Origin of the sequence: Pseudoalteromonas sp. SWXJ133, from assembly GCF_015864365.1 — a bacterium.
GTDB classification, from domain to species: domain Bacteria; phylum Pseudomonadota; class Gammaproteobacteria; order Enterobacterales; family Alteromonadaceae; genus Pseudoalteromonas; species Pseudoalteromonas arctica.
Genome location: NZ_JADYXJ010000040.1, coordinates 1 through 21,034 on the forward strand (window position 1 = coordinate 1; position 21,034 = coordinate 21,034).

At 39.1% G+C, this 21,034-nt stretch carries 15 protein-coding genes; 10 read left to right on the top strand and 5 right to left on the bottom strand.

Features of this window, described 5'->3' with window-relative positions; all coding sequences use genetic code 11:
* Positions 1-527: 527 nt before the first annotated feature.
* Both gppA and rhlB read right to left on the bottom strand, forming a co-directional pair.
* On the bottom strand, positions 528-2,021 hold the full coding sequence (gppA, locus tag I6F40_RS19190) for a guanosine-5'-triphosphate,3'-diphosphate diphosphatase (RefSeq protein ID WP_166377832.1): 1,494 nt from the start codon (positions 2,019-2,021) through the stop codon (positions 528-530).
* Positions 2,022-2,064: 43 nt separating this feature from the next.
* Positions 2,065-3,342, bottom strand: a complete 1,278-nt coding sequence (gene rhlB, locus I6F40_RS19195) for an ATP-dependent RNA helicase RhlB (protein WP_166377834.1) — start codon at positions 3,340-3,342, stop codon at positions 2,065-2,067.
* A gap of 91 nt (positions 3,343-3,433) precedes the next feature.
* Between rhlB and trxA the strand changes: the two genes are divergently transcribed.
* Both trxA and rho read left to right on the top strand, forming a co-directional pair.
* On the top strand, positions 3,434-3,760 hold the full coding sequence (trxA, locus tag I6F40_RS19200) for a thioredoxin TrxA (protein ID WP_002960942.1): 327 nt from the start codon (positions 3,434-3,436) through the stop codon (positions 3,758-3,760).
* 185 nt (positions 3,761-3,945) lie between these two features.
* The gene (gene rho, locus I6F40_RS19205; protein WP_002960945.1) at positions 3,946-5,205 is read left to right on the top strand and encodes a transcription termination factor Rho; all 1,260 of its coding nucleotides are present in this window, start codon (positions 3,946-3,948) and stop codon (positions 5,203-5,205) included.
* Positions 5,206-5,268: 63 nt separating this feature from the next.
* Here rho and I6F40_RS19210 read toward each other — a convergent pair whose 3' ends face one another.
* Positions 5,269-8,088, bottom strand: a complete 2,820-nt coding sequence (locus I6F40_RS19210) for a tetratricopeptide repeat-containing hybrid sensor histidine kinase/response regulator (protein WP_166377836.1) — start codon at positions 8,086-8,088, stop codon at positions 5,269-5,271.
* A 76-nt stretch (positions 8,089-8,164) separates the two neighbouring features.
* Between I6F40_RS19210 and I6F40_RS19215 the strand changes: the two genes are divergently transcribed.
* Positions 8,165-8,737 (top strand): DNA-J related domain-containing protein, encoded by a 573-nt coding sequence (locus tag I6F40_RS19215; protein WP_166377838.1) that lies wholly within the window; start codon positions 8,165-8,167, stop codon positions 8,735-8,737.
* 22 nt (positions 8,738-8,759) lie between these two features.
* Here I6F40_RS19215 and dbpA read toward each other — a convergent pair whose 3' ends face one another.
* A complete protein-coding gene (gene dbpA, locus I6F40_RS19220) occupies positions 8,760-10,148 on the bottom strand; it encodes an ATP-dependent RNA helicase DbpA (protein WP_007580581.1) in 1,389 nt (462 codons plus the stop codon).
* A 191-nt stretch (positions 10,149-10,339) separates the two neighbouring features.
* On the opposite strand from dbpA, the gene I6F40_RS19225 reads away from it, so the two are divergent.
* From I6F40_RS19225 to I6F40_RS19235, 3 genes are all read left to right on the top strand, one after another.
* Positions 10,340-12,427 (top strand): TonB-dependent siderophore receptor, encoded by a 2,088-nt coding sequence (locus I6F40_RS19225; protein WP_197193322.1) that lies wholly within the window; start codon positions 10,340-10,342, stop codon positions 12,425-12,427.
* Positions 12,428-12,608: 181 nt separating this feature from the next.
* Positions 12,609-14,009: a M20/M25/M40 family metallo-hydrolase gene (locus I6F40_RS19230; RefSeq protein ID WP_101217683.1), complete on the top strand. Its 1,401-nt coding sequence runs from the start codon at positions 12,609-12,611 to the stop codon at positions 14,007-14,009.
* An 86-nt stretch (positions 14,010-14,095) separates the two neighbouring features.
* Complete coding sequence (locus I6F40_RS19235; RefSeq protein WP_166377842.1) at positions 14,096-15,037, top strand: tetratricopeptide repeat protein; 942 nt, start codon at positions 14,096-14,098, stop codon at positions 15,035-15,037.
* Between the two features lie 44 nt (positions 15,038-15,081).
* On the opposite strand, the gene I6F40_RS19240 is transcribed toward I6F40_RS19235, so the two are convergent.
* A complete protein-coding gene (locus tag I6F40_RS19240; protein WP_166377844.1) occupies positions 15,082-15,987 on the bottom strand; it encodes a DUF808 domain-containing protein in 906 nt (301 codons plus the stop codon).
* Positions 15,988-16,132: 145 nt separating this feature from the next.
* On the opposite strand from I6F40_RS19240, the gene I6F40_RS19245 reads away from it, so the two are divergent.
* The 4 genes from I6F40_RS19245 (at position 16,133) to fre (ending at position 20,872) form a co-directional block, all read left to right on the top strand.
* Positions 16,133-16,414 (top strand): MliC family protein, encoded by a 282-nt coding sequence (locus tag I6F40_RS19245; RefSeq protein ID WP_166377846.1) that lies wholly within the window; start codon positions 16,133-16,135, stop codon positions 16,412-16,414.
* Between the two features lie 66 nt (positions 16,415-16,480).
* Entirely contained in the window at positions 16,481-18,511 is a 2,031-nt protein-coding gene (locus I6F40_RS19250; protein WP_166377848.1) for a methyl-accepting chemotaxis protein, read from the top strand.
* Between the two features lie 71 nt (positions 18,512-18,582).
* Positions 18,583-20,049: a 4-hydroxy-3-polyprenylbenzoate decarboxylase gene (gene ubiD, locus I6F40_RS19255; protein ID WP_166377850.1), complete on the top strand. Its 1,467-nt coding sequence runs from the start codon at positions 18,583-18,585 to the stop codon at positions 20,047-20,049.
* A 109-nt stretch (positions 20,050-20,158) separates the two neighbouring features.
* A complete protein-coding gene (gene fre / locus I6F40_RS19260) occupies positions 20,159-20,872 on the top strand; it encodes an NAD(P)H-flavin reductase (RefSeq protein ID WP_024589658.1) in 714 nt (237 codons plus the stop codon).
* Positions 20,873-21,034 lie beyond the last annotated feature (162 nt).

Sequence of the window (21,034 nt, forward strand, 5' to 3'; positions counted from 1 at the left end):
CTTTCGACAGCTCAATGAATTCTGAATTTATTTTAATATCTTTCGATATTGAATTGACTGTGCCGAATAATTACCGAAATAACTATTCTGTTGGTCACTCAGTTTTCAATTGAGACTCTAAATTTGTTTGCCTCGCTAATTACCCATAAAGAGTAAGTAGGTTGGCTGTTAGAACTCAATCTGTACGAGTGCCCACACAGATGATTGCTTTATATTGTTAAAGAACGTTTTGAGTCACTTTAGCGCCTCAAGGGATGCGAATAATACACCCTTTATTTTTCGAGTCAACACTTAGTTTTAAACTTTCTTTTTTAGATAATTTAAAACCGAAGTCTTATTTAACTCTCTGAGTTGTTCGTGCCTCGCTATGCGTTGGCGTTTCCCGTCTCAGTGGGGTCGCATTATAGGGAGATCCGAAAACAGATCAACCCTTTTTTGAAGAAAACTTGAAATAATGTGCTGTTCGCACATATTTTCATCGAAATGGTTACTTTAAACACTAAAAAGGCCCTGATGGGCCTTTTTAATTAGTTTACTATGAGCTTCCACCCAAGTTTACCTTGCTGTTTAGACTCTTGTTGTAGCTCGCTGGCCATTAATGGATGATCTTTTAACCAGTTACTTTCAAACTTAAGGTCTAACACTTCATTTTTAGCAGTTAACTCAAACATAGGCAGTACATCATCTTGTCTGCGCATTGATAAGATGACTGCTATCCGTAGTAATCTCACTATATATTGCGCTAATAGACTATTTACGCCGAGTGAATTAAAACAGCCTTTTGGAAAATCAGAACGATGCGCATCTGCTACCGCTACTATTAATTTATGCTCTGACTGTGAAAAACCAGGCATATCGGTATTTTCCAAAATATAAGCGGTGTGTTTATGGTACTGCTTATATTCTATTAGTAATCCAATCTCATGAAGCTGCGCTACCGCTTTTAATAGTGGTAACCCATTTAAACTTTCAATTGGCCAATCTTTATCAATACTTACCGCTAACTGCATAGCTAAGCTTGAAACCCGACACGCTTGTTTTTGATCAACGTGATAACGACTCATAAACCCATCAACTGTGCGTTTACGAATGTCGTTATTATGAAACTCCGGAACCATGCTATATAAAACACCTTCACGCAGTGCTCCACCCGCCAATCCCATTTTTTCTATTTCAAGAGATTCAAATAGTGCGATTAAGATTGCGAGCCCTGATACAAATACCAGTCGACGGTCTTCACTTAATCCAGGAAGGTCTAGCGCTGCAATAGTGCTAAATGCAATTGCTTGCTCTTTTATAGTGTTGAGCTTTTCAAGCGTAAGTAAATCGTCAAGATTTTGAGCGACCATAATTTCTTGAATTGCTTGCACTGTGCCAGAAGCACCAGATGCAATTTGCCATCCCGCTGTTTTATATTCTGGCGAAATTTCATCAATGACTGTACGAGCTGCTTTTATGGCTGCGTTAAAGTTACTCTTACTTAATTGGCAGTCTTTGAAATAGCGTTCAAGATAGGTAACACACCCCATATTGAGGCTTTTGTAATGTAAGGCATCAAATGCTTTACCAATTACAACTTCGGTACTTGCACCACCAATATCAATAACAAGCTGTTTGCCAGTACAAGATGAAGTATGAGCAACACCTTTATAAATTGTACGCGCTTCTAATTCTCCGCTAATAACATTAATGTTATGGCCAAGAATCTTTTCTGCATGATTTTTGAATACTTCGGCGTTAGTGGCTAGCCGTAAGGTGGCTGTTGCTACTATGGTGATGTTTTTATCTGGGATATCTTGTAGACGCTCAGCAAAAAGGGCAAGGCATTCCCAGCCTCGCTGCATTGCTTCAGTGCTCAATACGTTATCTTTATCAAGCCCTGCGGCTAATCGGACTTTGCGTTTAACACGTCCAATTGTTTGTAGACCGCCAGCAATTGATTTGGCTATAAGCATATGAAAGCTATTTGAGCCCAAATCAATAACTGCGTACACATTTTTTTGCGGTTTAAGTTGCCCCACCGTTCAAAAACCTCTAGTTACTACTACTTATACAAACGGTCGTTTACGACCGTCCTTTTTGGTAACTATTATTTGGGCGACGTCCGCTGTTATTACTACGGTTACGTGGACCTGTTGAATAGTTGCGCTTTCTTTGAATAATAGGCTGAGTTAAATCATCTAGCAATGCCGTTTTATCATAATGTGATAAAGGAATGCTGTGCTCTATATATTCTTCAATTTCATGCAGGTTATATGCATATTGCTCACATGCAAAACTAATTGCGTGGCCTGATGCACCAGCACGGCCAGTACGACCAATACGGTGGACATAATCTTCACAATCGTCAGGTAAATCAAAATTAAATACATGACTTACTTCTGGAATATGAAGACCACGCGCTGCAACATCAGTCGCAACTAAAAAGTCTAAGTCGCCTTTACTGAATTGCGCTAGTATAGTTTGGCGTTTTTTCTGGTTAACATCACCAGTAAGCATACCTACACGATGGCCGTCTGACTTAAGCCAAGCATATACTGTTTCACAACTGTGCTTAGTATTTGCAAACACGATTGCTTTCTCTGGCCATTCTTCTTCAATTAAGGTTAGCAACAGCTTAATTTTATCTTCTTGCGAAGGATGAAATAGCTCTTCTTGAATACGTTTACCCGTTTTAACGTCAGGTTCAATTTGAACATGTTCTGGGTTTGTCATGTGCTCAAAAGCTAATTCTTGTACGCGATACGATAATGTGGCAGAAAATAATAAGTTTAAACGCTTTGATGTATCTGGCATACGATCGAACATATAGCGAATATCTTTGATAAAACCTAAATCGAACATACGATCAGCTTCGTCAAGCACGACTACCTCAATTTCATTAAGGGTGTAACAGCCTTGCTTATACAGATCAATTAGACGACCTGTAGTACCAATTAAAATATCAACGCCTTTTTCTAGTTGTGCACGTTGTTTTTCGTAATCTTCGCCACCATATACTAAACCTAAGTTAAGATTACAGTGCGGCGCTAAAATTTTAGCATCTTTGTGTATCTGAATCGCAAGCTCCCGAGTAGGGGCCATGATCAGGGCTCTTGGATGTTTACTAGGTGCTTTGCTAGATTGTAATAACCGATGGCACGTGGCAGTTAAAAACGCCAACGTTTTGCCTGTACCTGTTTGAGCTTGGCCCGCGATATCGCGTCCATCACAAATAAAAGGTAGGCATCTTGCTTGAATAGGTGTGCAATATTCAAACCCATTCTCGGTTAAACCGGCAACCACTTCCGGTGCGATAGCAAAGTCTGAAAACTTTTTATCGGTTAAATGTGTCTTAGTCATAGCGTTTAAGCATAACGTTTAAACTTGCAATAAGAAACAAGAGTGTTTAAATACGCACTAAATATTTCGCCTAACTAAATCGGAGAGCGCAATGAGCGAGAAAATAATCCAAATTACTGACGATAGCTTTGAAGCTGACGTATTACAATCTGACAAACCAGTACTAGTAGATTTCTGGGCTGAATGGTGTGGACCTTGTAAAATGATCGCCCCTATTCTTCACGAAGTTGCTGATGAATACGACAGCCGTGTGACTGTTGCTAAATTAAACATTGACCAAAATGCTGGCACACCGCCAAAATTTGGTATTCGTGGTATCCCTACTTTACTTCTTTTTAAAGATGGCCAAGTAGCTGCAACGAAAGTAGGTGCTCTTTCAAAAACTCAACTTATCGAGTTTTTAGAAAACAACATCTAACTGTAAGCTAGAACAATAAAAAGGGCTTTTTGCCCTTTTTTAAATTTATTTTGTATAAAGACTGGACGCTTTGCCAGTGAACTGCTAGTTTATAAAGCCAACTAATCCTTAGTTATATTCAACAAACCTCACTCAACGATCAAAGCGATTTTGAGTATGACAACTGTAATAAAGAACCCACCAATATGCATTTACGCGAATTAAAAGACAAGTCCATTAAAGAGCTTGTAGACTTAGCTGAGTCCATGGGGCTCGAAAACGTAGCCCGCTTAAGAAAGCAAGATATCATTTTTGCCATTCTTAAATCCCATGCCAAAGGCGGAGAGAATATCTTCGGCGGCGGTGTATTAGAGATTTTACAAGATGGTTTCGGCTTCTTAAGATCATCAGAAGCCTCTTACTTAGCTGGCCCAGATGACATTTATGTTTCACCTAGCCAAATTCGCCGTTTCAGCATGCGTACTGGCGATTCAATTTCAGGTCTTATTCGTCCACCTAAAGACGGTGAACGTTACTTTGCTTTACTTAAAGTAAATGAAGTTAACTTTGATAAACCTGAAAACTCTCGAACTAAAATTCTTTTTGAAAACCTTACCCCATTACATGCAAACGAACGTTTTCGTATGGAACGTGGTAACGGCAGTAAAGAAGATATTACAGCCCGTGTACTTGATTTAGCATCTCCTATTGGCCGCGGCCAACGTGGTTTGTTAGTAGCTCCGCCAAAAGCGGGTAAAACAATGCTACTTCAAAATATTGCACAATCAATTACGCACAACCATCCTGATGTAACATTAATGGTTTTACTTATTGATGAACGTCCGGAAGAAGTAACAGAGATGCAACGCCTAGTTAAAGGTGAAGTTATTGCATCAACGTTCGATGAACCAGCTTCTCGTCACGTACAAGTTGCCGAAATGGTTATCGAAAAAGCAAAACGCCTAGTTGAACATAAAAAAGATGTTGTTATCTTATTAGATTCAATCACTCGTTTAGCACGTGCTTATAACACCGTTATTCCTTCATCAGGTAAAGTACTTACTGGTGGTGTTGACGCTAACGCATTACATAAACCTAAGCGCTTCTTTGGTGCTGCACGTAACGTTGAGGAAGGTGGTAGCTTAACAATCATAGCTACAGCTCTTATCGATACTGGCTCTAAAATGGATGAAGTTATCTACGAAGAGTTTAAAGGTACTGGTAACATGGAACTTCACCTTAACCGTAAAATTGCGGAGAGACGTGTATTCCCAGCTATCGACTTTAACCGCTCAGGTACTCGTCGTGAAGAATTACTAACAAAACCAGATGAACTTCAAAAGCTTTGGATTTTACGTAAAATTGTTCATGACATGTCAGAAATTGATGCAATGGAATTCTTAATCGATAAACTATCGATGAGCAAAACCAATGATGAATTTTTTGATTCGATGAGACGCCAATAAAAGCGTTTTAATTGAATAAAAAAGCGCCTTAGGCGCTTTTTTTGTGTCTGGAATAAATACAGTTTAACTTTCATTATACTTTTTAAGTACACCCTGCAGCGTATCAACGAGCGCTTTAAAGTCATTTGCACTGCTTTTTTGGCTTCTGCGTAGAAGTGCTCTGTCTAAATATTTAGCCGATTGCGCAATTTCATCCAAACCAAACATTTGTGCAGCCCCTAAAATGCGATGGCTATCTTTTTGTAACGCATCTAAATCTTCGCTTATAAAATGCTGCGTAATCGTTTCACTCTCCAAAGCAAAGCTCTGCTTGAAACTAATTACAAGATCGCTCATATCAACTTCATTTTGCTTTGTAGTTGGCTGATCTTCTGTATTATGTAGGTGACTAGAAAGCGCTTTATAAAATGACTCTTTGTCTATCGGTTTACCTAAGTAACCAGTAAACCCTAACTCTAAATAACCATCCACCTCATGACTCATAGCATTTGCCGTTAAAGCAAAAATAGGTCGCTCAAAACCACATTGTTTTAATAGCTGAAAAGCAGAACGCCCATCCATCACTGGCATTTGAATATCGAGCAATACCAAATCTGGATATTCTTTTAAGCACTGTTCTACCGCTTGCTCACCATTTTCAACAGCAATAACCTCGAGTCCCATTGAGCGTAAATAGCGACTTATTAACCTACGATTATCAGGATGATCTTCCGCAAGTACAACACGTCCCGCTAATTGCTTATTTGCCTTAGGAGCACTTTGTACTGTAACTACACTTTGCGATTTATCTACCTCAGCACATGGCAAGAAGAACGAAAACTGACTGCCTTTTTTATATTCACTTTGCACACTTATGTAACCGCCCATCATAGACGCAAGCTGCTGCGATAAACTAAGCCCTAGCCCCGTACCACCAAAGCGACGACTTATACTGTTATCGGCCTGGCTAAAGCATTCAAAAATAAGCTTCAGCTGCTTAGAGCTCATACCGATGCCTGTATCTTTTACAATAATAACCAGTCCTTGCTCAGTTTTATTTAAAGCAATGATGACTTGCCCAGAGTGTGTAAACTTAATAGCATTTGAACATAAGTTTATAATAATCTGCTTTACACGAATTAAGTCGAGCTTAGTGTAAAACTCATTACCCACTTGATTATCTAAAATAAGGTGCAGATTTTTTGCTTTTGCTTGGGTAATAAACATTGCATGTACGTCATTTACGAGCTCGACAATATCAAAGCACGAAATATTTAACTCTAATCTATTAGCTTCAATTTTACTTAAATCGAGTACGTCGTTTATCAGGCTTTTTAAGTGGTCGCTGTGTCGCTGAATGACTCTTAACTCATCTTTAAGTGATTCAGGCTCATATAATTCATTAATTAGGGCATCTGTTTGACCTAATATAGCCGTAAGAGGGGTGCGAATTTCATGACTAATGTTAGCCAAAAACTGACTTTTAACATCATTCGCTTCTCTCAGCTCATGTGCAATCGCCTGTAACTCGGCAGTACGTTGCGTAACTTGTTCTGTTAACTGCTGCTTAGCGCGTTTTTCTGCACCACGACGATAAAGTGCAATACCGGTTACTACAACTAAAAGCAATAATAAAAAAGAGAACAAAGTAAGCTGAGAACGCTGTGACATTTTTAGCTCTTGCACACGGTGATCTTGTTTAAGCTTTTCTATTTCTTGATTTAATTGCGTTGCCTTAAATTGATGCTGAAGTACCGCTAACGCGTTAATAATTGACGAACTTCTAAGTTTTCGTTGCTCACTAATATATTTTTGCTGCAGAGCCATTGCACTTGAATAATCGCCTTTACTCGCTTCCAGAAGCGCTTTAGTCCCTAAACCCTCCCTAATTATTCGCTCACTGCCATATTCATGGGCAAGTGAAATAGCTCTATCTAAATTTACTTGTGCCTCTTCAAAGTTACCCTTAACAAACTGAATTTTAGCCAACGCATGTAGCGCATTGAGCTCTAAATTATGATTATCTATTTTGAGCGCATAATACTCACCTAATTTAGCTTGTTCATATGCTTCATCCACTTTTTTTAATACTAAATTAGTATTCGCCAAATTAGTATATTGCGTAGATAACTTATTGTAATCACTAGCGGAAATATAATAACGCAGCGCTAACTGATAATAATGCAGTGCTAAGTCAAATTGGTTACTCTCCATATGAGCTACACCCATATTATTATATACCTGCGCAATACCGCTTTTATCATCTAATCGCTGATAAACTTTAAGCACCTCTTGATAAAGACCAAACGCACTATCGTATCTTGATAAACGAATATAAACGCCTGCTATATTAAGCAATATATCGGTTTTATCTTGCTCACTGCCATGCTCTTCATAAATAGCTTTAGCTTTCAAATAAAACTCTAACGTCAAACCTAATTTATTCATATTAAAATAAGCTAAGCCAATGTTATTTAATAAGTTAGCTTGCTCTAGTAGTTGTTCATTTTTTTCAGCTAATGCAAGAGTTCGAGTGTATTCAATAATTGCTTTTTGAAATAAGCCTTGATAAAAAAGCACCACACCTTGCATTTTAATTGCACGAAAGTACTCATCAGGGAAGAAAGTATCTGAAGTGTATTGTTCTAGTAATTCAAAAAAGTGTAAAGACTCTTTAAAATTATCAGCCGATAACGCACTATTACCCAATGCAGAATAAACAGCAACACGCTCTTTTTTAGAGATGTTTTTATTATTAAGTAGCGTGTTTGCTAATTGTAATTTAGGCTCCCACTGCACTTCGCTTTTGAATTGCTCAAATAACGAATCATTACTTTGGGCATAGCTAGGAGCTATTAGCAAACAGCATATAGTAAATAAGAGGCATTTTAACTTGCCCAGCATAATTTTAATCCTTCAAACCGTTACTTATATCAGCGTAATCTTTATTGAAGATACACCAACTACTAGGGCCTAAACAATGCTTAACCCACTGATTGATGAGATTTTTGAGCTAATACTAACAGAGCAGGTTTGGCAAGTTCATACTTTAGCAGCAGAACTGAAAAATCGCAGCGCTATGACAACTCTCGATAAAAGTCCTGAACGTGATTTATTTAAACGTAACTTTTTAATTATGAATGCACTGTACCAACTGCAGGCACAATTACGCCCTCAGAGTTTACTCATTTCAGCTCTGCATATCGAGCTTTTAGAAAAAGGAGATAATAGTTTAGTAACAACAAGCGAAAATTTGCGAGATTATTATTTAGATTGGCATAATTACGATACCAGTGAAGAGCATATTGATGAGCTTTTAAATAGCTTTTGGCGTCAGTTAAAAACGATATCACCACAACAGGCTTTAAATGAAAATGAATTTAAAGCGTTGGCTTTAGAATGGAAGTTACCTGAAAATTTCACTCTTAAAAATGTTCAAAAGCGCTGGAGACAACTTGCATTACAAGTGCACCCAGATAAACCAAATGGCTGTGAAGTTGAGTTTAAAAAAATAAAAATACAATACGAGCAGCTAAAGGTAGCTGCTCGTTAATCTATTAATTTAGAAGTTTAAATTAACGAGTAAGGCGGCGTGCGCGTATTTTACGCCCTTTAATATTGCCTTCGGTTAATTTACGAAGCGCAGGTTTTAATGAGTTACGCTCAACAGCAACAAACGCTACGTTATCAAGTACGTTAATTTTACCCACCTGACGACCTGCAACCCCATCTTTACCCGTTAAAGCACCTAAAATATCACCTGCACGTACTTTTTGTTTTTTACCTGAATCAATCATCAAAGTAACCATTTCAGGGCGGTACGGTGGCTTGTCTAATAAATTAAATGGTGGCATTTGCTCTGGAGTAATATCACGTTCGTAATGTTCGCCTATTTGAGCAATTTTAAACGCTTCTGCTTCACCGTAAATAGAACATGCAATGCCCTTTTTACCAGCGCGACCTGTACGACCAACACGATGCACATGTGTTTGCGTGTCATGTGCTAAATGGTAGTTAATCACCATATCCATGTCGTCAATATCTAAACCACGTGCAGCAACATCGGTTGCAACAAGTATTGAAGCACTTTTATTTGAAAAGTGAATTAACGTACGTTCACGATCGCGCTGTTCTAAATCACCGTGTAGCGAAACAGCACTAAAGCCTTCATCAGCTAAATCGTCACACACTTGTTGTGTTTCTACTTTAGTATTACAAAACACAACACAGCTTTGTGGTGTAAATTTAAGTAATAATAATTTTAGCGTTGGGTAGCGCTGCTTATTATTATCCATTTTGTAGAAGTACTGCTTAATTGTGCTTTTGGCTTGCTCTTCTTCTACTTTAACCATTTCTGGATTTTTAAGTACACGCTTAGCAATTGCTTCAATAGCTCTTGGGAATGTTGCACTAAATAACAATGTTTGACGATTTTGTGGGATACGCTCAATAATTGCATCAAGTGTATCTTGAAAACCCATATCAAGCATTTGATCGGCTTCATCAAGTACCAATGTTTCAACATCATCTAAACGTAAAGTACCTTTACGAATATGGTCATCAACACGCCCAGGTGTGCCAACAATAATATGCGCGCCATGTTCAAGTGAGCCTATTTGTGGACCAATTGATACACCGCCACATAACGTTAATATTTTAATGTTATGGATACCGCGCGCTAATTTACGCATTTCAACCGCAACCTGCTCGGCAAGCTCACGAGTAGGACACAAGACTAAAGATTGAATACGAAAGCGTTTTACGTTTAATTTAGCTAACACACCCAAGCTAAACGCAGCAGTTTTACCTGAACCGGTTTTTGCCTGAGCAATGATGTCTTTACCAGCAAGTACAGGCGGTAAACTTTGCGCTTGTACAGGTGTCATATGCGCATAACCAAGTGTTGATAAATTATCAACGAGTCCAGCTGGTAAAGCCAAAGATGAAAAAGCAGTTGAAGTCACAGTAAGTTCCATAGCAATAAAAATAACGTGGGGGAAAGCCCCACTAAATATGCTGCTAATAATAGCAGAATTCGTAATTAGCAACCATTAACAAACACATAATAAAGCACGTTAACAAAAGGTGTTGAAAATGATAGTAGTTTGCATTAAGATCGCGATTGTTTTTTACATATCACTGCTGGAAGCAAACAATGAAACTGAATTCTCTTTACATAGCACTATTAGCAAGCATTACAACAAACACATACGCAAACACTACTGACCTTGAGCGTATAGAAGTAAAAGGTAGCTACTTTAACGATTACAAAGTAGATAACGCTAATGGCGCAATGAGAACATCAGCTTCATTACTTGAAACCGCACAATCTGTAACCGTAATAACCGACACTATTATTAGTGAGCAACTTGCCACTACCCTTGGCGAAGTACTCACAAATGACGCAAGCTTAACTGCAGGCTCACAACAACGAAATCGTGAGGTATTTAACTTACGTGGGTTTGAGCTAAGCTCATCTACGGGTTATTTACGCGACGGGCATCAACATTGGTCACACTATCAACAACCCATCGAAATTTTGCAACAAGTTGAAGTAATTAAAGGTCCATCAAGCATTTTATATGGTCAGTCAGGCCCGGGTGGCTTGGTTAACATGGTAACTAAAAAACCTACAGCACAAACACTATTTAATGCCAGTGCCGATGTAGATCAGCATGGTTCAACTCGCTTTATGGTAGATGCTGCAGGCGCATTAACTGAATCTGAAGATTTACGTGCTCGTGGTATTTTAGTAAAGCAAGACGTTGACTACTGGCGTGAATACCAAAATGGTGAAAATCGTGAACGCGACCGCTTTTTAGGTGCATTAGTTGTAGATTACGATATTAGCGATAACGCATTAGTACGTGTGCATTACGACCGCACGGACGACGAAGCAGGTTTAGATACTGGCGCATGGATAGACGATAATGCCAATGTAATTGGTGATGATAAAACAATCCGTGATATGTCTTGGGCGTTCACCGATATTACCGTAGAAAACCTAGGTGTAGACCTAGAGGTATTTTTAACCGATAACTGGCAAGTAAAACTTGGCTATAACGAACAAACATTTGAACGCCAACGCTTTGAGTCAGCACCTCGCATGCCTAATGGCTTTGCTGAAGGTGACAGCTATGAATCTCGCCCTTACGATCGCTTTGATGATTGGCAATTTAAAACTGCATTTATTGATTTTATTGGTGAGTTTGAAACCGCGGGCATTCAACACCAGTTATTAGTAGGCGCTAACTCGCTTGATTACTACTACGGGCAATTACGCACAGCACTGCCTAAAGAAGAATACCTTTACTATTCAGCAGGTCAAGACGAGCCATCTCGTCCATCAATAAGCTATAAAACAGATGATACAATAAGCGAAACTGAATACGACTACTACGGTATTTACGTCCAAGACTTAATTTCGTTCTCACCAGAGTGGCAATTATCGCTAGGTGGCCGTTACGATAAGCAAACGCGTGAAGGCCAAAATAACGAATCATTTGTACCAAAAGTAGGTGTGCTTTATCACCCAAATGCTTCTGCAACTATATACGCTAGTTACTCAGAAGGCTTTGAGCCACAAAATGAGACCATCACCGACGAAACTGATATTAACTTCGGTATGGAAATAGATGCTGTTACCTCTGAACAAAGAGAACTTGGCATAAAGTGGCAACTGCTTGATGACCGTTTACTGCTTAGTGGTGCCGTTTTCGATATAAGTAAAAACGGAACGCTGGTCACTGAAGACCTTGAGGCTCCTATTGGCTCAGTTACAACCGAGACAAATCAGGTTGGCGAACAACGCCACAAAGGCTTTGAAGTTGCAGCACAAGGCGCTGCAACAGATCGTTTATTTGTAATGGCCTCTGCGATGTATTTAGATGCGAACTATGAAAGAGCGAATGAGGAGCTGCAAGGTAAACGCCCAACCGACGCACCTAAATGGTCAGCATCTCTGTGGACTCGTTATGAGCTAAATGATGCGATTGCTTTTAACGCTGGTGCTTTTTATGAAGGCGAGCGCTTTGCAGATAGCGATAATACAATTACTAAAGATGCATATACACGTGTTGATGTAGGCGCCACTTATAAGTTTAACTTAAGCAATACCGATATTAACTTACGCCTTAACATCGAAAACTTATTTGATAACAGCTATTTAGGTGGTGGCAGCACGAGTAATGTAACTGTTGGCGAGGGTACAAATCTTCGTTTAGCAGCGCAATTTAGCTTTTAAATAAATGCCTTAAATGACAGTGTTAAAATATAGCCCGCGTACATTTACGCGGGCTTTTTTTATATCTAAACGTTTATACCTAACAGCATTAAACCTATTACAAAGCCTATTCATCTCATCTATTTTTTATCATGTTTGTTACATGCTCTAATAGCGCTAATTATTAAAAAGGCCTACCAAAATGAAAAAATTAATTACCGCACTGCTGCTTACTAGCAGTATGGCTGCAAACGCTAACAGCGCCGAATTTACCCAAAAGCAATTACAACAAGTAGACGAAGTGCGCACCTCTGCACTAAATAGTGATTTAAGTTATAAATTACTAGAGTCATTAACAACTGAAGTAGGCCCTCGCTTACCCGGCACTAAAAACGATAAAAAAGCCGTGGCATGGGCTAAAGCTAAATTTAATGAGCTTGGTTTTGATAAAGTATGGCTTGAAGAAGCGACATTTCCTGAATGGCGCCGTTATAGCGAAAGCGGAAAAATACTAACACCAAGCGAGCAACCACTGCACTTAACTGCATTAGGTAACAGTATAAGCACGCCAAAAGATGGGATTACAGCGCCGGTTGTATTATTCGAAACACTTGATGAATTAAAAGCCGCACCGGCAAACAGTTTAAAAGGTAAAATTGCATATATTAATTACCGCATGAACCGCGACATAGACGGGAATGGTTACGGACCTGCTGTAAAAGCACGAGGTACAGGCGCTATAGAAGCGTCTAAAAAAGGCGCTGTTGCCTACATGATGCGCTCTGTTAGTACCGGTCATCATCGCTTTGCACACACCGGTGGTAGTTACTATAAAGAAGGTGTTACAAAAATACCTAACGTAACAATTGCTAACCCAGATGCAGATCAAATAGCACGCTTAGTCGCTTTAAATAAAGACGTATCGGTAAATATTAATGTGCAAACCGAAAGCCTTGGTGAAGGCACTGGTTATAACGTTATTGGCCAATTTAATGGTACCGAAAACCCTGAGCAATATGTATTAATTGGGGGGCATTTAGATTCTTGGGACTTAGGGACTGGCGCATTAGATGACGGCGCAGGCGTTGCACTAACAATGGCAGCCGCTAAACATATTAGCGATGTAAAACGTCCTAAGCGCAGTATTCGTGTGGTACTTTTTGCAGCTGAAGAGCTAGGTCTTTGGGGTGCAAAAGCTTATTTTGCAGAGCATAAAAACGAGCTAAGCAATATTGTTGCAGCCGCTGAGTCTGATTTTGGCGCCGATGTTGTATATGCTTTTGAATCGAACGTAAGCGCAGAGTCACTTCCTGTAGTTCGCGCTATAGCAAAAGAACTTGCGCCGTTAAATATTGAGCACATTGGTAAAAACCAAGCGAATGGTGGCCCCGATCTAATTCCACTTAAAGCAGCAACGTCAGCGCCTATTTTTGAACTTGCTCAAGATGGAACAGATTACTTTGATTACCACCATACAGCTGACGATACGCTTGATAAAGTGACACCTGCTAAGCTTCGTCAAAATACCGCTGCATATGCTGTATTTGCTCTAATGGCTGCCGATGCAAAAACCACTATCAAGCCTAAAGCTCAAAATAAGTAATAACAGACATACTTACTTACAGTTTGTAGCTTTAACTAACACGCTTCTTGTTTTACCTTTAGGTAATTAAACAAGGAGCGTGCTTTATGTTACTTTTCAACACGAGTGAATCATTTCCACATTTTGCACAAATAACACGCTGCCCTCACTGCCAAAGCGACGCCTACCATTTAGTAAATAAAAGCCGCTATTTACGATTTAGCATTTTACCTATGCTTGCCTTAAAATTAAGCTATAAACGCGAGTGCTATCAATGCGGAAAAAGCGAACCTGTTAAAATACCGCAACTACCGTTAATAGAAAAACTAAGCCTACCTAAATACTTTATTGGCGTATTTTTATTGCTTTGGATTGTTTCTTTTTTTTATCAACAACACCTTGATACCGAGACTCAAAAGCAAAGCTATTTGAATACACCTAAAATATATGACACCTACTTAGTACACGCCGACAAATTTACACACGAACCCTGGACCCTAACCAATTTAAGAATTGCTCAAGTTTTAAGTTTTGATAAGCAGTTTATTACCTTTCAGATAAGCAACTACAGCTATAAACGTAATAATAGTATTACCTTGGCAATGCGTACCAGCCAACTAATTCAAGACAATTACTTCTCCACTAAAACAATCACTCTCCCTCGTGATGAAGTAAAGCGTTTGTATAAAGACGAAGCTATTTATGACGTGCTGCGACCTTATGCCAACAGCCTTTATGGCGGGTTTGTGATGTTTCCTCCCAAACCTAAGCCACTATATAAAGGTTTAAAACTCGATAAAAACAATCAACAAGGCATTATTTATTTTAAAGATAAGTTGTTTTTTGAAGCATTTAATAGCTTTAAGCTAGCTGCTGAAGCGGGTTCTCAATGGGGGCAATTAAATTTAGCGCAAATGTATCGTGATGGTCAGGGAGTAGCTCAAAATTATCAACAGGCTATTTATTGGTATAAAAAGGCCATTGAGCAAAAAAATACTAAAGCACAATTTGAATTAGAATCGCTTTGTAAAATAGCTAACTGTGAATGAGTGAATTTAAATATAGCTGGCGCAACAAGTACGCCAGCTATAAACTATTTTTTAAATAACTTTGTATAACCTACATGTATAAGCACAACAACTAAGCCAGCAATCACGCCTAGCAAACCATCAAACAATAGAGGCGCTAATACTTCTCCTGTGCCGCCAGCAACAGATTGAGCATAGCTGGTTACATCGACTTGAGTATGATGCAGTAACTCAACACCATGTACTAAAATCCCGCCGCCTACTAAAAACATTGCAATGGTGCCCGCAAATGCTAAAAACTGCATCAACCTAGGCGCTGCTGCGAGTAAGCCTTTCCCAAGTAATTCTTTAAATTTATTAGCTGTTATCTTTGATTGGTTGAGTAAATAAAGCCCGGCATCATCCAGTTTTACAATACCGGCCACTAAGCCATAAACGCCAATCGTCATTATAATTGCGATAACACAAAGCACTAAAGCTTGATTAAGCAATGTAGCACCTGCCACAGTACCTAAAGTAATCACAATAATTTCGGCAGAAAGAATAAAGTCGGTTCTTATTGCTCCTTTTATTTTTTGTTTTTCATACTCAACTAAATCTAATTTCTCATCTTCATCTACCACTTCATTGTGATGAGGCAAAAACTTAGCAAATACTTTTTCAGCTCCCTCAAAACATAAAAACAAACCACCCATCATTAAAAGCGGTGTTATTAACCAAGGCAGCCATACGCTTATTAATAAAGCGGCGGGTACGAGTATCGCTTTATTTAAAAATGAGCCCTTTGCCACAGCCCAAACAACCGGTAATTCACGCTCTGCTGCAACACCTGTAACCTGCTGTGCATTGAGCGCTAAGTCATCGCCTAATACACCCGCTGTTTTTTTTGTTGCTACCTTACTCATTGTCGCAATGTCATCAAGTAAAGTGGTTATATCGTCTAATAACGTTAAAAGGTTAGTGCCTGCCATAAAGCTTCCGAGCTCAAAAAATATTGCTATAAACATAACGTAAAGCGCTACTTTCACCAACGGTTAATTTTGCTTTGTTATTCTTACATTAGATTAAAATTTTGCCCTGTGTTTTAACTTATTTTTAAAGAGGATGGGAGGAAAAATGAAAGTATATTTAGCATTAGTCGCTATTTTACTAAGCTTAACCGCATGTAGTGATTTACAAACCAGTACTGCTTACCAATGCGATGATGAGAGCGTAAAACTCAATATTATTAATAATTCTGAAGCCGAACTTATCTTTAACAATAAAGTGCATGTACTTAATCACGAAAAAAGTGCATCAGGGAATAAATATATAAGTGAAGAGGTACTGTTTTGGGGTAAGGGAAATGAGGCCATGCTAATCATTGCTGGTAAAAAAAGACAGTGCATCAAGGTTTAATACAAAACTAACCAATAAATTACAGCAATGCTACAATAATTAAAGACCCATTATTGTGATGAAGTTATGCGTTCAATTGCGATCAAACATAAAATAATTTTAGCTTTTACAGCCATTGGTTTATTGGTGCTAACAAGTAGTGTGTTTTTTTATTGGTCATTAAACAAAATTAGCGTTAACAATACCCGAACCGAAAAATTAGCAGTTCCGGTACAGCAGTTCAGTAAAGATTTAAGGCTATCATTACTGTCTATTACCAAATTTAATGCCTTAGCTTACAGCCAAGAAAACCTTGATTTACTTCAACAAAATAAAAAACAGGCGCAAGCTGAGCAACAACAATTTAGCGATATGCTCAATTCGTTAAGCACTCAACTAAATCAACAAATAACAATGCAAAATTTACTCGCCAGTACCAACGAAGGCTTTGAGCAACTGACTAAAGTAAGTGTCGCAATGTTTAGCGCTAAAGAGAGTAAGTTTGTAGCGCAAAATTCCACTATAGAATTATCAGCAACGTTTAACGAGCAACTTTACAATTTAAGTTCTAACTTACTTGATATAGAACTTTTAGAAGTGCCTGCAAAACAGCAGGCGCTACTTAATGCGATGTTTGGAACAGCGACCCGTATAGATGATTTATTGTTTAACTTAAGCAATAATATAAAAAGCATTACTCAAACTACAAGTATCAATGATTTAAATAGTCATCAGCAAGATACTCTATTTCTACTAGATAACATCCAACCTAATTTCACCTATTTAGAGCAACAAGCGCTACCCTTTAATAATGCGTTTAATGCTAAAAATTTAACGACTAAATTTAATCAATTAAGAGAGTTACTTAACAACGATACAGGAATTTATGCCCAACAAAATAAAGTACTCAAAAGTACTATTGCTGCGGCTCAAAATTTTGAACACTTTCAACAGCAATTTATAACAACAGAAGGTCAGCTTATTGAACTTAATAAATTGGCTGATGAGCGCTTTAATGCCTTACAAACTAATGCAAAGGCCGCCATAAATACAGGGATTCGTTCTGTAATAATTATTACGCTTGTTTTAATTATATTGATTATCGCTATCTCTATTTTTACAACTCGCGCAATGCTAAGACCGCTAAAAAAAGTAAACCGCGATTTAGCCCGAATCGCCTCAGGTGATTTATCAAAGCGAAGCCATCCGCGCAGTAAAGATGAATTTGGTACTTTGCTAAATAACATAAATAAACTCAGTGAAGACCTTACCCAGTTAATTGGCGCAATTAGTAGTGACGCCCATGAACTAGACCGCAACGCTATTAAAACCAGTGAAAAAGGTCAGCAAATGACGGTTGTTGCACAACAGCAGTTGGAGCGAAGCACGCAGGCAACATCGCTTGCACAAAATATGCTAACCAACTCACAAGCGGTTTATGAACAAGCAGATAAAACATCAAGTGAAATAACCAATGCATCGCAATTCGCCAATGACGTAAACAAGATTGCTAATAAAAATAGTCTAAGTATAGAAACTTTATTACAGCGCCTTGATAAAGCAGTAGGCAGCACTGAGGAACTAGCCCAACACACTCAGCTTATTGAAGCCATTGTTGAAACAATTAGCAGCATTGCCGAGCAGACCAACTTATTGGCACTCAATGCTGCAATTGAAGCAGCGCGAGCGGGTGAAAACGGACGCGGGTTTGCTGTAGTTGCTGATGAGGTTCGATCATTAGCTGCACGTACACAGACCTCGACTAGCGAAATAAACACCATGATCCAAACATTGCAACAGCACACTCAAACAACTCAAGAACACATTACCGATGGCCAACACCAAGCCAAGCAATGTGTTAAAAACAGCACTGAACTAAATAAAGCCGTAGAGCGTATTAAAAGCACATTGTTGTCTGTTAATCAGATGAGTGAGCAGATTGCTCATGCATCACATGAGCAATTGACTAACAGTAACGACATTCAACAAATAATGGCCAAGGTGACAGAGCAAGCAACCTTGAATGCCAAAAACGCGACAACCCTAGCAAGCGAAAGTGAAGACGTAAATCAACTTGCACACTCCTTAACAAGTGCCGTAGAGCGCTTTAAGTTTTAAGTGCAAGTAATGACTTGGCTTGCATGAAATGGGTATAATACTTCAACTCTTTTGCTTAATAGCGGCCCACAATGAAATATAAAGATCTACGTGATTTTATCGATTTGCTTGAAAAAAAAGGCGAACTTAAACGTATCACCCAAGAAATCGACCCGTATCTTGAAATGACCGAAATATCTGATCGCACATTGCGTGCAAAAGGCCCTGCGTTATTATTCGAAAATCCAAAAGGCTACGATATGCCGGTGCTTACCAACCTATTTGGTACACCAAAACGCGTAGCAATGGGCATGGGCCAAACAGATGTTAGCGAGCTTCGCGAAGTGGGTAAGCTACTCGCTTTTTTAAAAGAACCTGATCCACCAAAGGGTATTAAAGAAGCTCTAGGTGCTATACCTATTTTTAAGCAAGTGCTTAATATGCCTGCAAAAGAAGTTAAAAAAGCGCCTTGCCAACAAGTAGTTTTTGAAGGTGATGATGTAGACTTAACTAAATTACCTATTCAACATTGTTGGCCAGGTGATGCAGCGCCATTAATTACTTGGGGCCTTACAGTTACTAAAGGGCCTTATAAAAAGCGCCAAAATTTAGGCATTTATCGCCAGCAATTATTAGGTAAAAATAAAATAATTATGCGTTGGTTGTCGCATCGTGGTGGCGCGCTTGATTTTCAAGAATGGTGTAAAGAAAACCCAGGACAGCCTTACCCTGTCTCGGTAGCACTAGGTGCCGATCCAGCTACTATATTAGGTGCAGTAACGCCTGTACCCGACACATTAAGCGAATATGCATTTGCTGGTTTATTACGTGGTAGCAGAACCGAAGTTGTAAAATCTATTTCCAATGACTTGCAAGTCCCTGCCAGTGCAGAAATAGTACTTGAAGGTTACATTATGCCAGGTGAAATCGCACCTGAAGGCCCTTATGGCGATCATACTGGTTACTATAATGAAGTAGATGACTTTCCAGTTATGACGGTCACTCACTTAACGCATCGTAAAGATCCTATTTATCACAGCACATTTACTGGCCGACCGCCTGATGAGCCTGCGATTTTAGGTGTAGCACTTAATGAAGTGTTTGTGCCGATATTACAAAAGCAGTTTCCTGAAATCGTCGACTTTTATCTGCCGCCTGAAGGGTGCTCGTACCGTATGGCGATTGTAACAATGAAAAAACAATATCCTGGCCATGCCAAGCGCGTGATGATGGGGGTTTGGTCGTTCTTACGTCAGTTTATGTATACCAAGTTTGTAATTGTGTGCGATGACGATATTAATGCCCGTGATTGGGAAGATGTTATTTGGGCTATAACAACCCGAATGGATCCTGCTCGCGATACAACATTAATAGAAAACACACCTATTGATTATCTCGATTTTGCATCGCCAGTCTCTGGCCTGGGTTCAAAAATGGGAATGGATGCCACCAATAAATGGCCTGGCGAAACCACCCGCGAATGGGGCGAGCCTATTGTTATGGATAAAGACACCAAAGACCGCGTAGATGATATTTGGGAAAGCCTTAATATTCTTTAAGTGTTTATATGTAAGTACATAACAGGCTATAAAATAACCCTGCAGATATGCTAGAATCGAGTCATTCGATTGCGTATCTGCTGTTTAAAGCGCTGCTAAAAGGTAAAAAATGCAAACATTAAAAGCTGAAGTTGTAGCTATCAGCCCACTTACAGAATTTGTTCACAAAGTAATTTTAAAGCCACAACAACCTGTGACCTTTGAAGCTGGCCAATACATGCAACTCGTATTGGGCGAAAAAGACAAACGTGCTTTTTCTATAGCTAGTCGCCCTTCACAGTGCGATGCAATAGAACTGCATATTGGCGCGTCAGGTGCCGATTCGTATGCAATGCAATCGCTGGAACATTTACGAAACGCGCATACCACTGGGCAGTTAGTAGACATTGAAGCTGGCTTGGGTATTTCACAGTTGCGCCTGCAATGTGAGCGCCCTATTATTTTACTTGCCGGTGGCACTGGTTTTTCATACGCAAAATCAATGGCTGATCACTTAGCTGAAATTAAGTGCGACCGTCCTGTATTATTTTACTGGGGTGTAAAAGAAGAGTCAGCTTTATACGCACATACAGAAATGCAAACATGGGCCGATAGCCACAAAAACTTTGAGTTTATCCCTGTGGTAGAAAATCCATCTGCTAATTGGCAAGGTCACACTGGCTATGTACATAAAGCGGTAATGCAAGATATTGTATCACTTGAACCATACGATATTTATATGGCCGGTCGTTTTGACATGATAGGTATTGTCCGTGATGACTTTATTACTCATGGTGCAATTCGTGAAAACATGTACGCAGATGCATTCGCATTTATCAAATAATTGAAATTAACTTTCAGTTATGAATAAAGGCACCTAATCGGTTAATGCCGATCAGTTAAGAAAATGACCGGTTGACCGATCCAAACGATCATGCAAAATCCGTAGTTAGGAAACTAACTACGGATTTTTTTGTGAATATAGAACAAGCACTGCAAGCAACAC

What these genes read in the sequence shown, in the direction of transcription:
- rhlB (WP_166377834.1), bottom strand. Translation starts at nt 3,342, where the DNA reads ATGACTAAGACACATTTAACCGATAAAAAGTTTTCAGACTTTGCTATC.
- trxA (WP_002960942.1), top strand. Translation starts at nt 3,434, where the DNA reads ATGAGCGAGAAAATAATCCAAATTACTGACGATAGCTTTGAAGCTGAC.
- rho (WP_002960945.1), top strand. Translation starts at nt 3,946, where the DNA reads ATGCATTTACGCGAATTAAAAGACAAGTCCATTAAAGAGCTTGTAGAC.
- I6F40_RS19210 (WP_166377836.1), bottom strand. Translation starts at nt 8,088, where the DNA reads ATGCTGGGCAAGTTAAAATGCCTCTTATTTACTATATGCTGTTTGCTA.
- I6F40_RS19215 (WP_166377838.1), top strand. Translation starts at nt 8,165, where the DNA reads ATGCTTAACCCACTGATTGATGAGATTTTTGAGCTAATACTAACAGAG.
- I6F40_RS19225 (WP_197193322.1), top strand. Translation starts at nt 10,340, where the DNA reads ATGAAACTGAATTCTCTTTACATAGCACTATTAGCAAGCATTACAACA.
- I6F40_RS19230 (WP_101217683.1), top strand. Translation starts at nt 12,609, where the DNA reads ATGAAAAAATTAATTACCGCACTGCTGCTTACTAGCAGTATGGCTGCA.
- I6F40_RS19235 (WP_166377842.1), top strand. Translation starts at nt 14,096, where the DNA reads ATGTTACTTTTCAACACGAGTGAATCATTTCCACATTTTGCACAAATA.
- I6F40_RS19240 (WP_166377844.1), bottom strand. Translation starts at nt 15,987, where the DNA reads ATGGCAGGCACTAACCTTTTAACGTTATTAGACGATATAACCACTTTA.
- I6F40_RS19245 (WP_166377846.1), top strand. Translation starts at nt 16,133, where the DNA reads ATGAAAGTATATTTAGCATTAGTCGCTATTTTACTAAGCTTAACCGCA.
- I6F40_RS19250 (WP_166377848.1), top strand. Translation starts at nt 16,481, where the DNA reads ATGCGTTCAATTGCGATCAAACATAAAATAATTTTAGCTTTTACAGCC.
- ubiD (WP_166377850.1), top strand. Translation starts at nt 18,583, where the DNA reads ATGAAATATAAAGATCTACGTGATTTTATCGATTTGCTTGAAAAAAAA.
- fre (WP_024589658.1), top strand. Translation starts at nt 20,159, where the DNA reads ATGCAAACATTAAAAGCTGAAGTTGTAGCTATCAGCCCACTTACAGAA.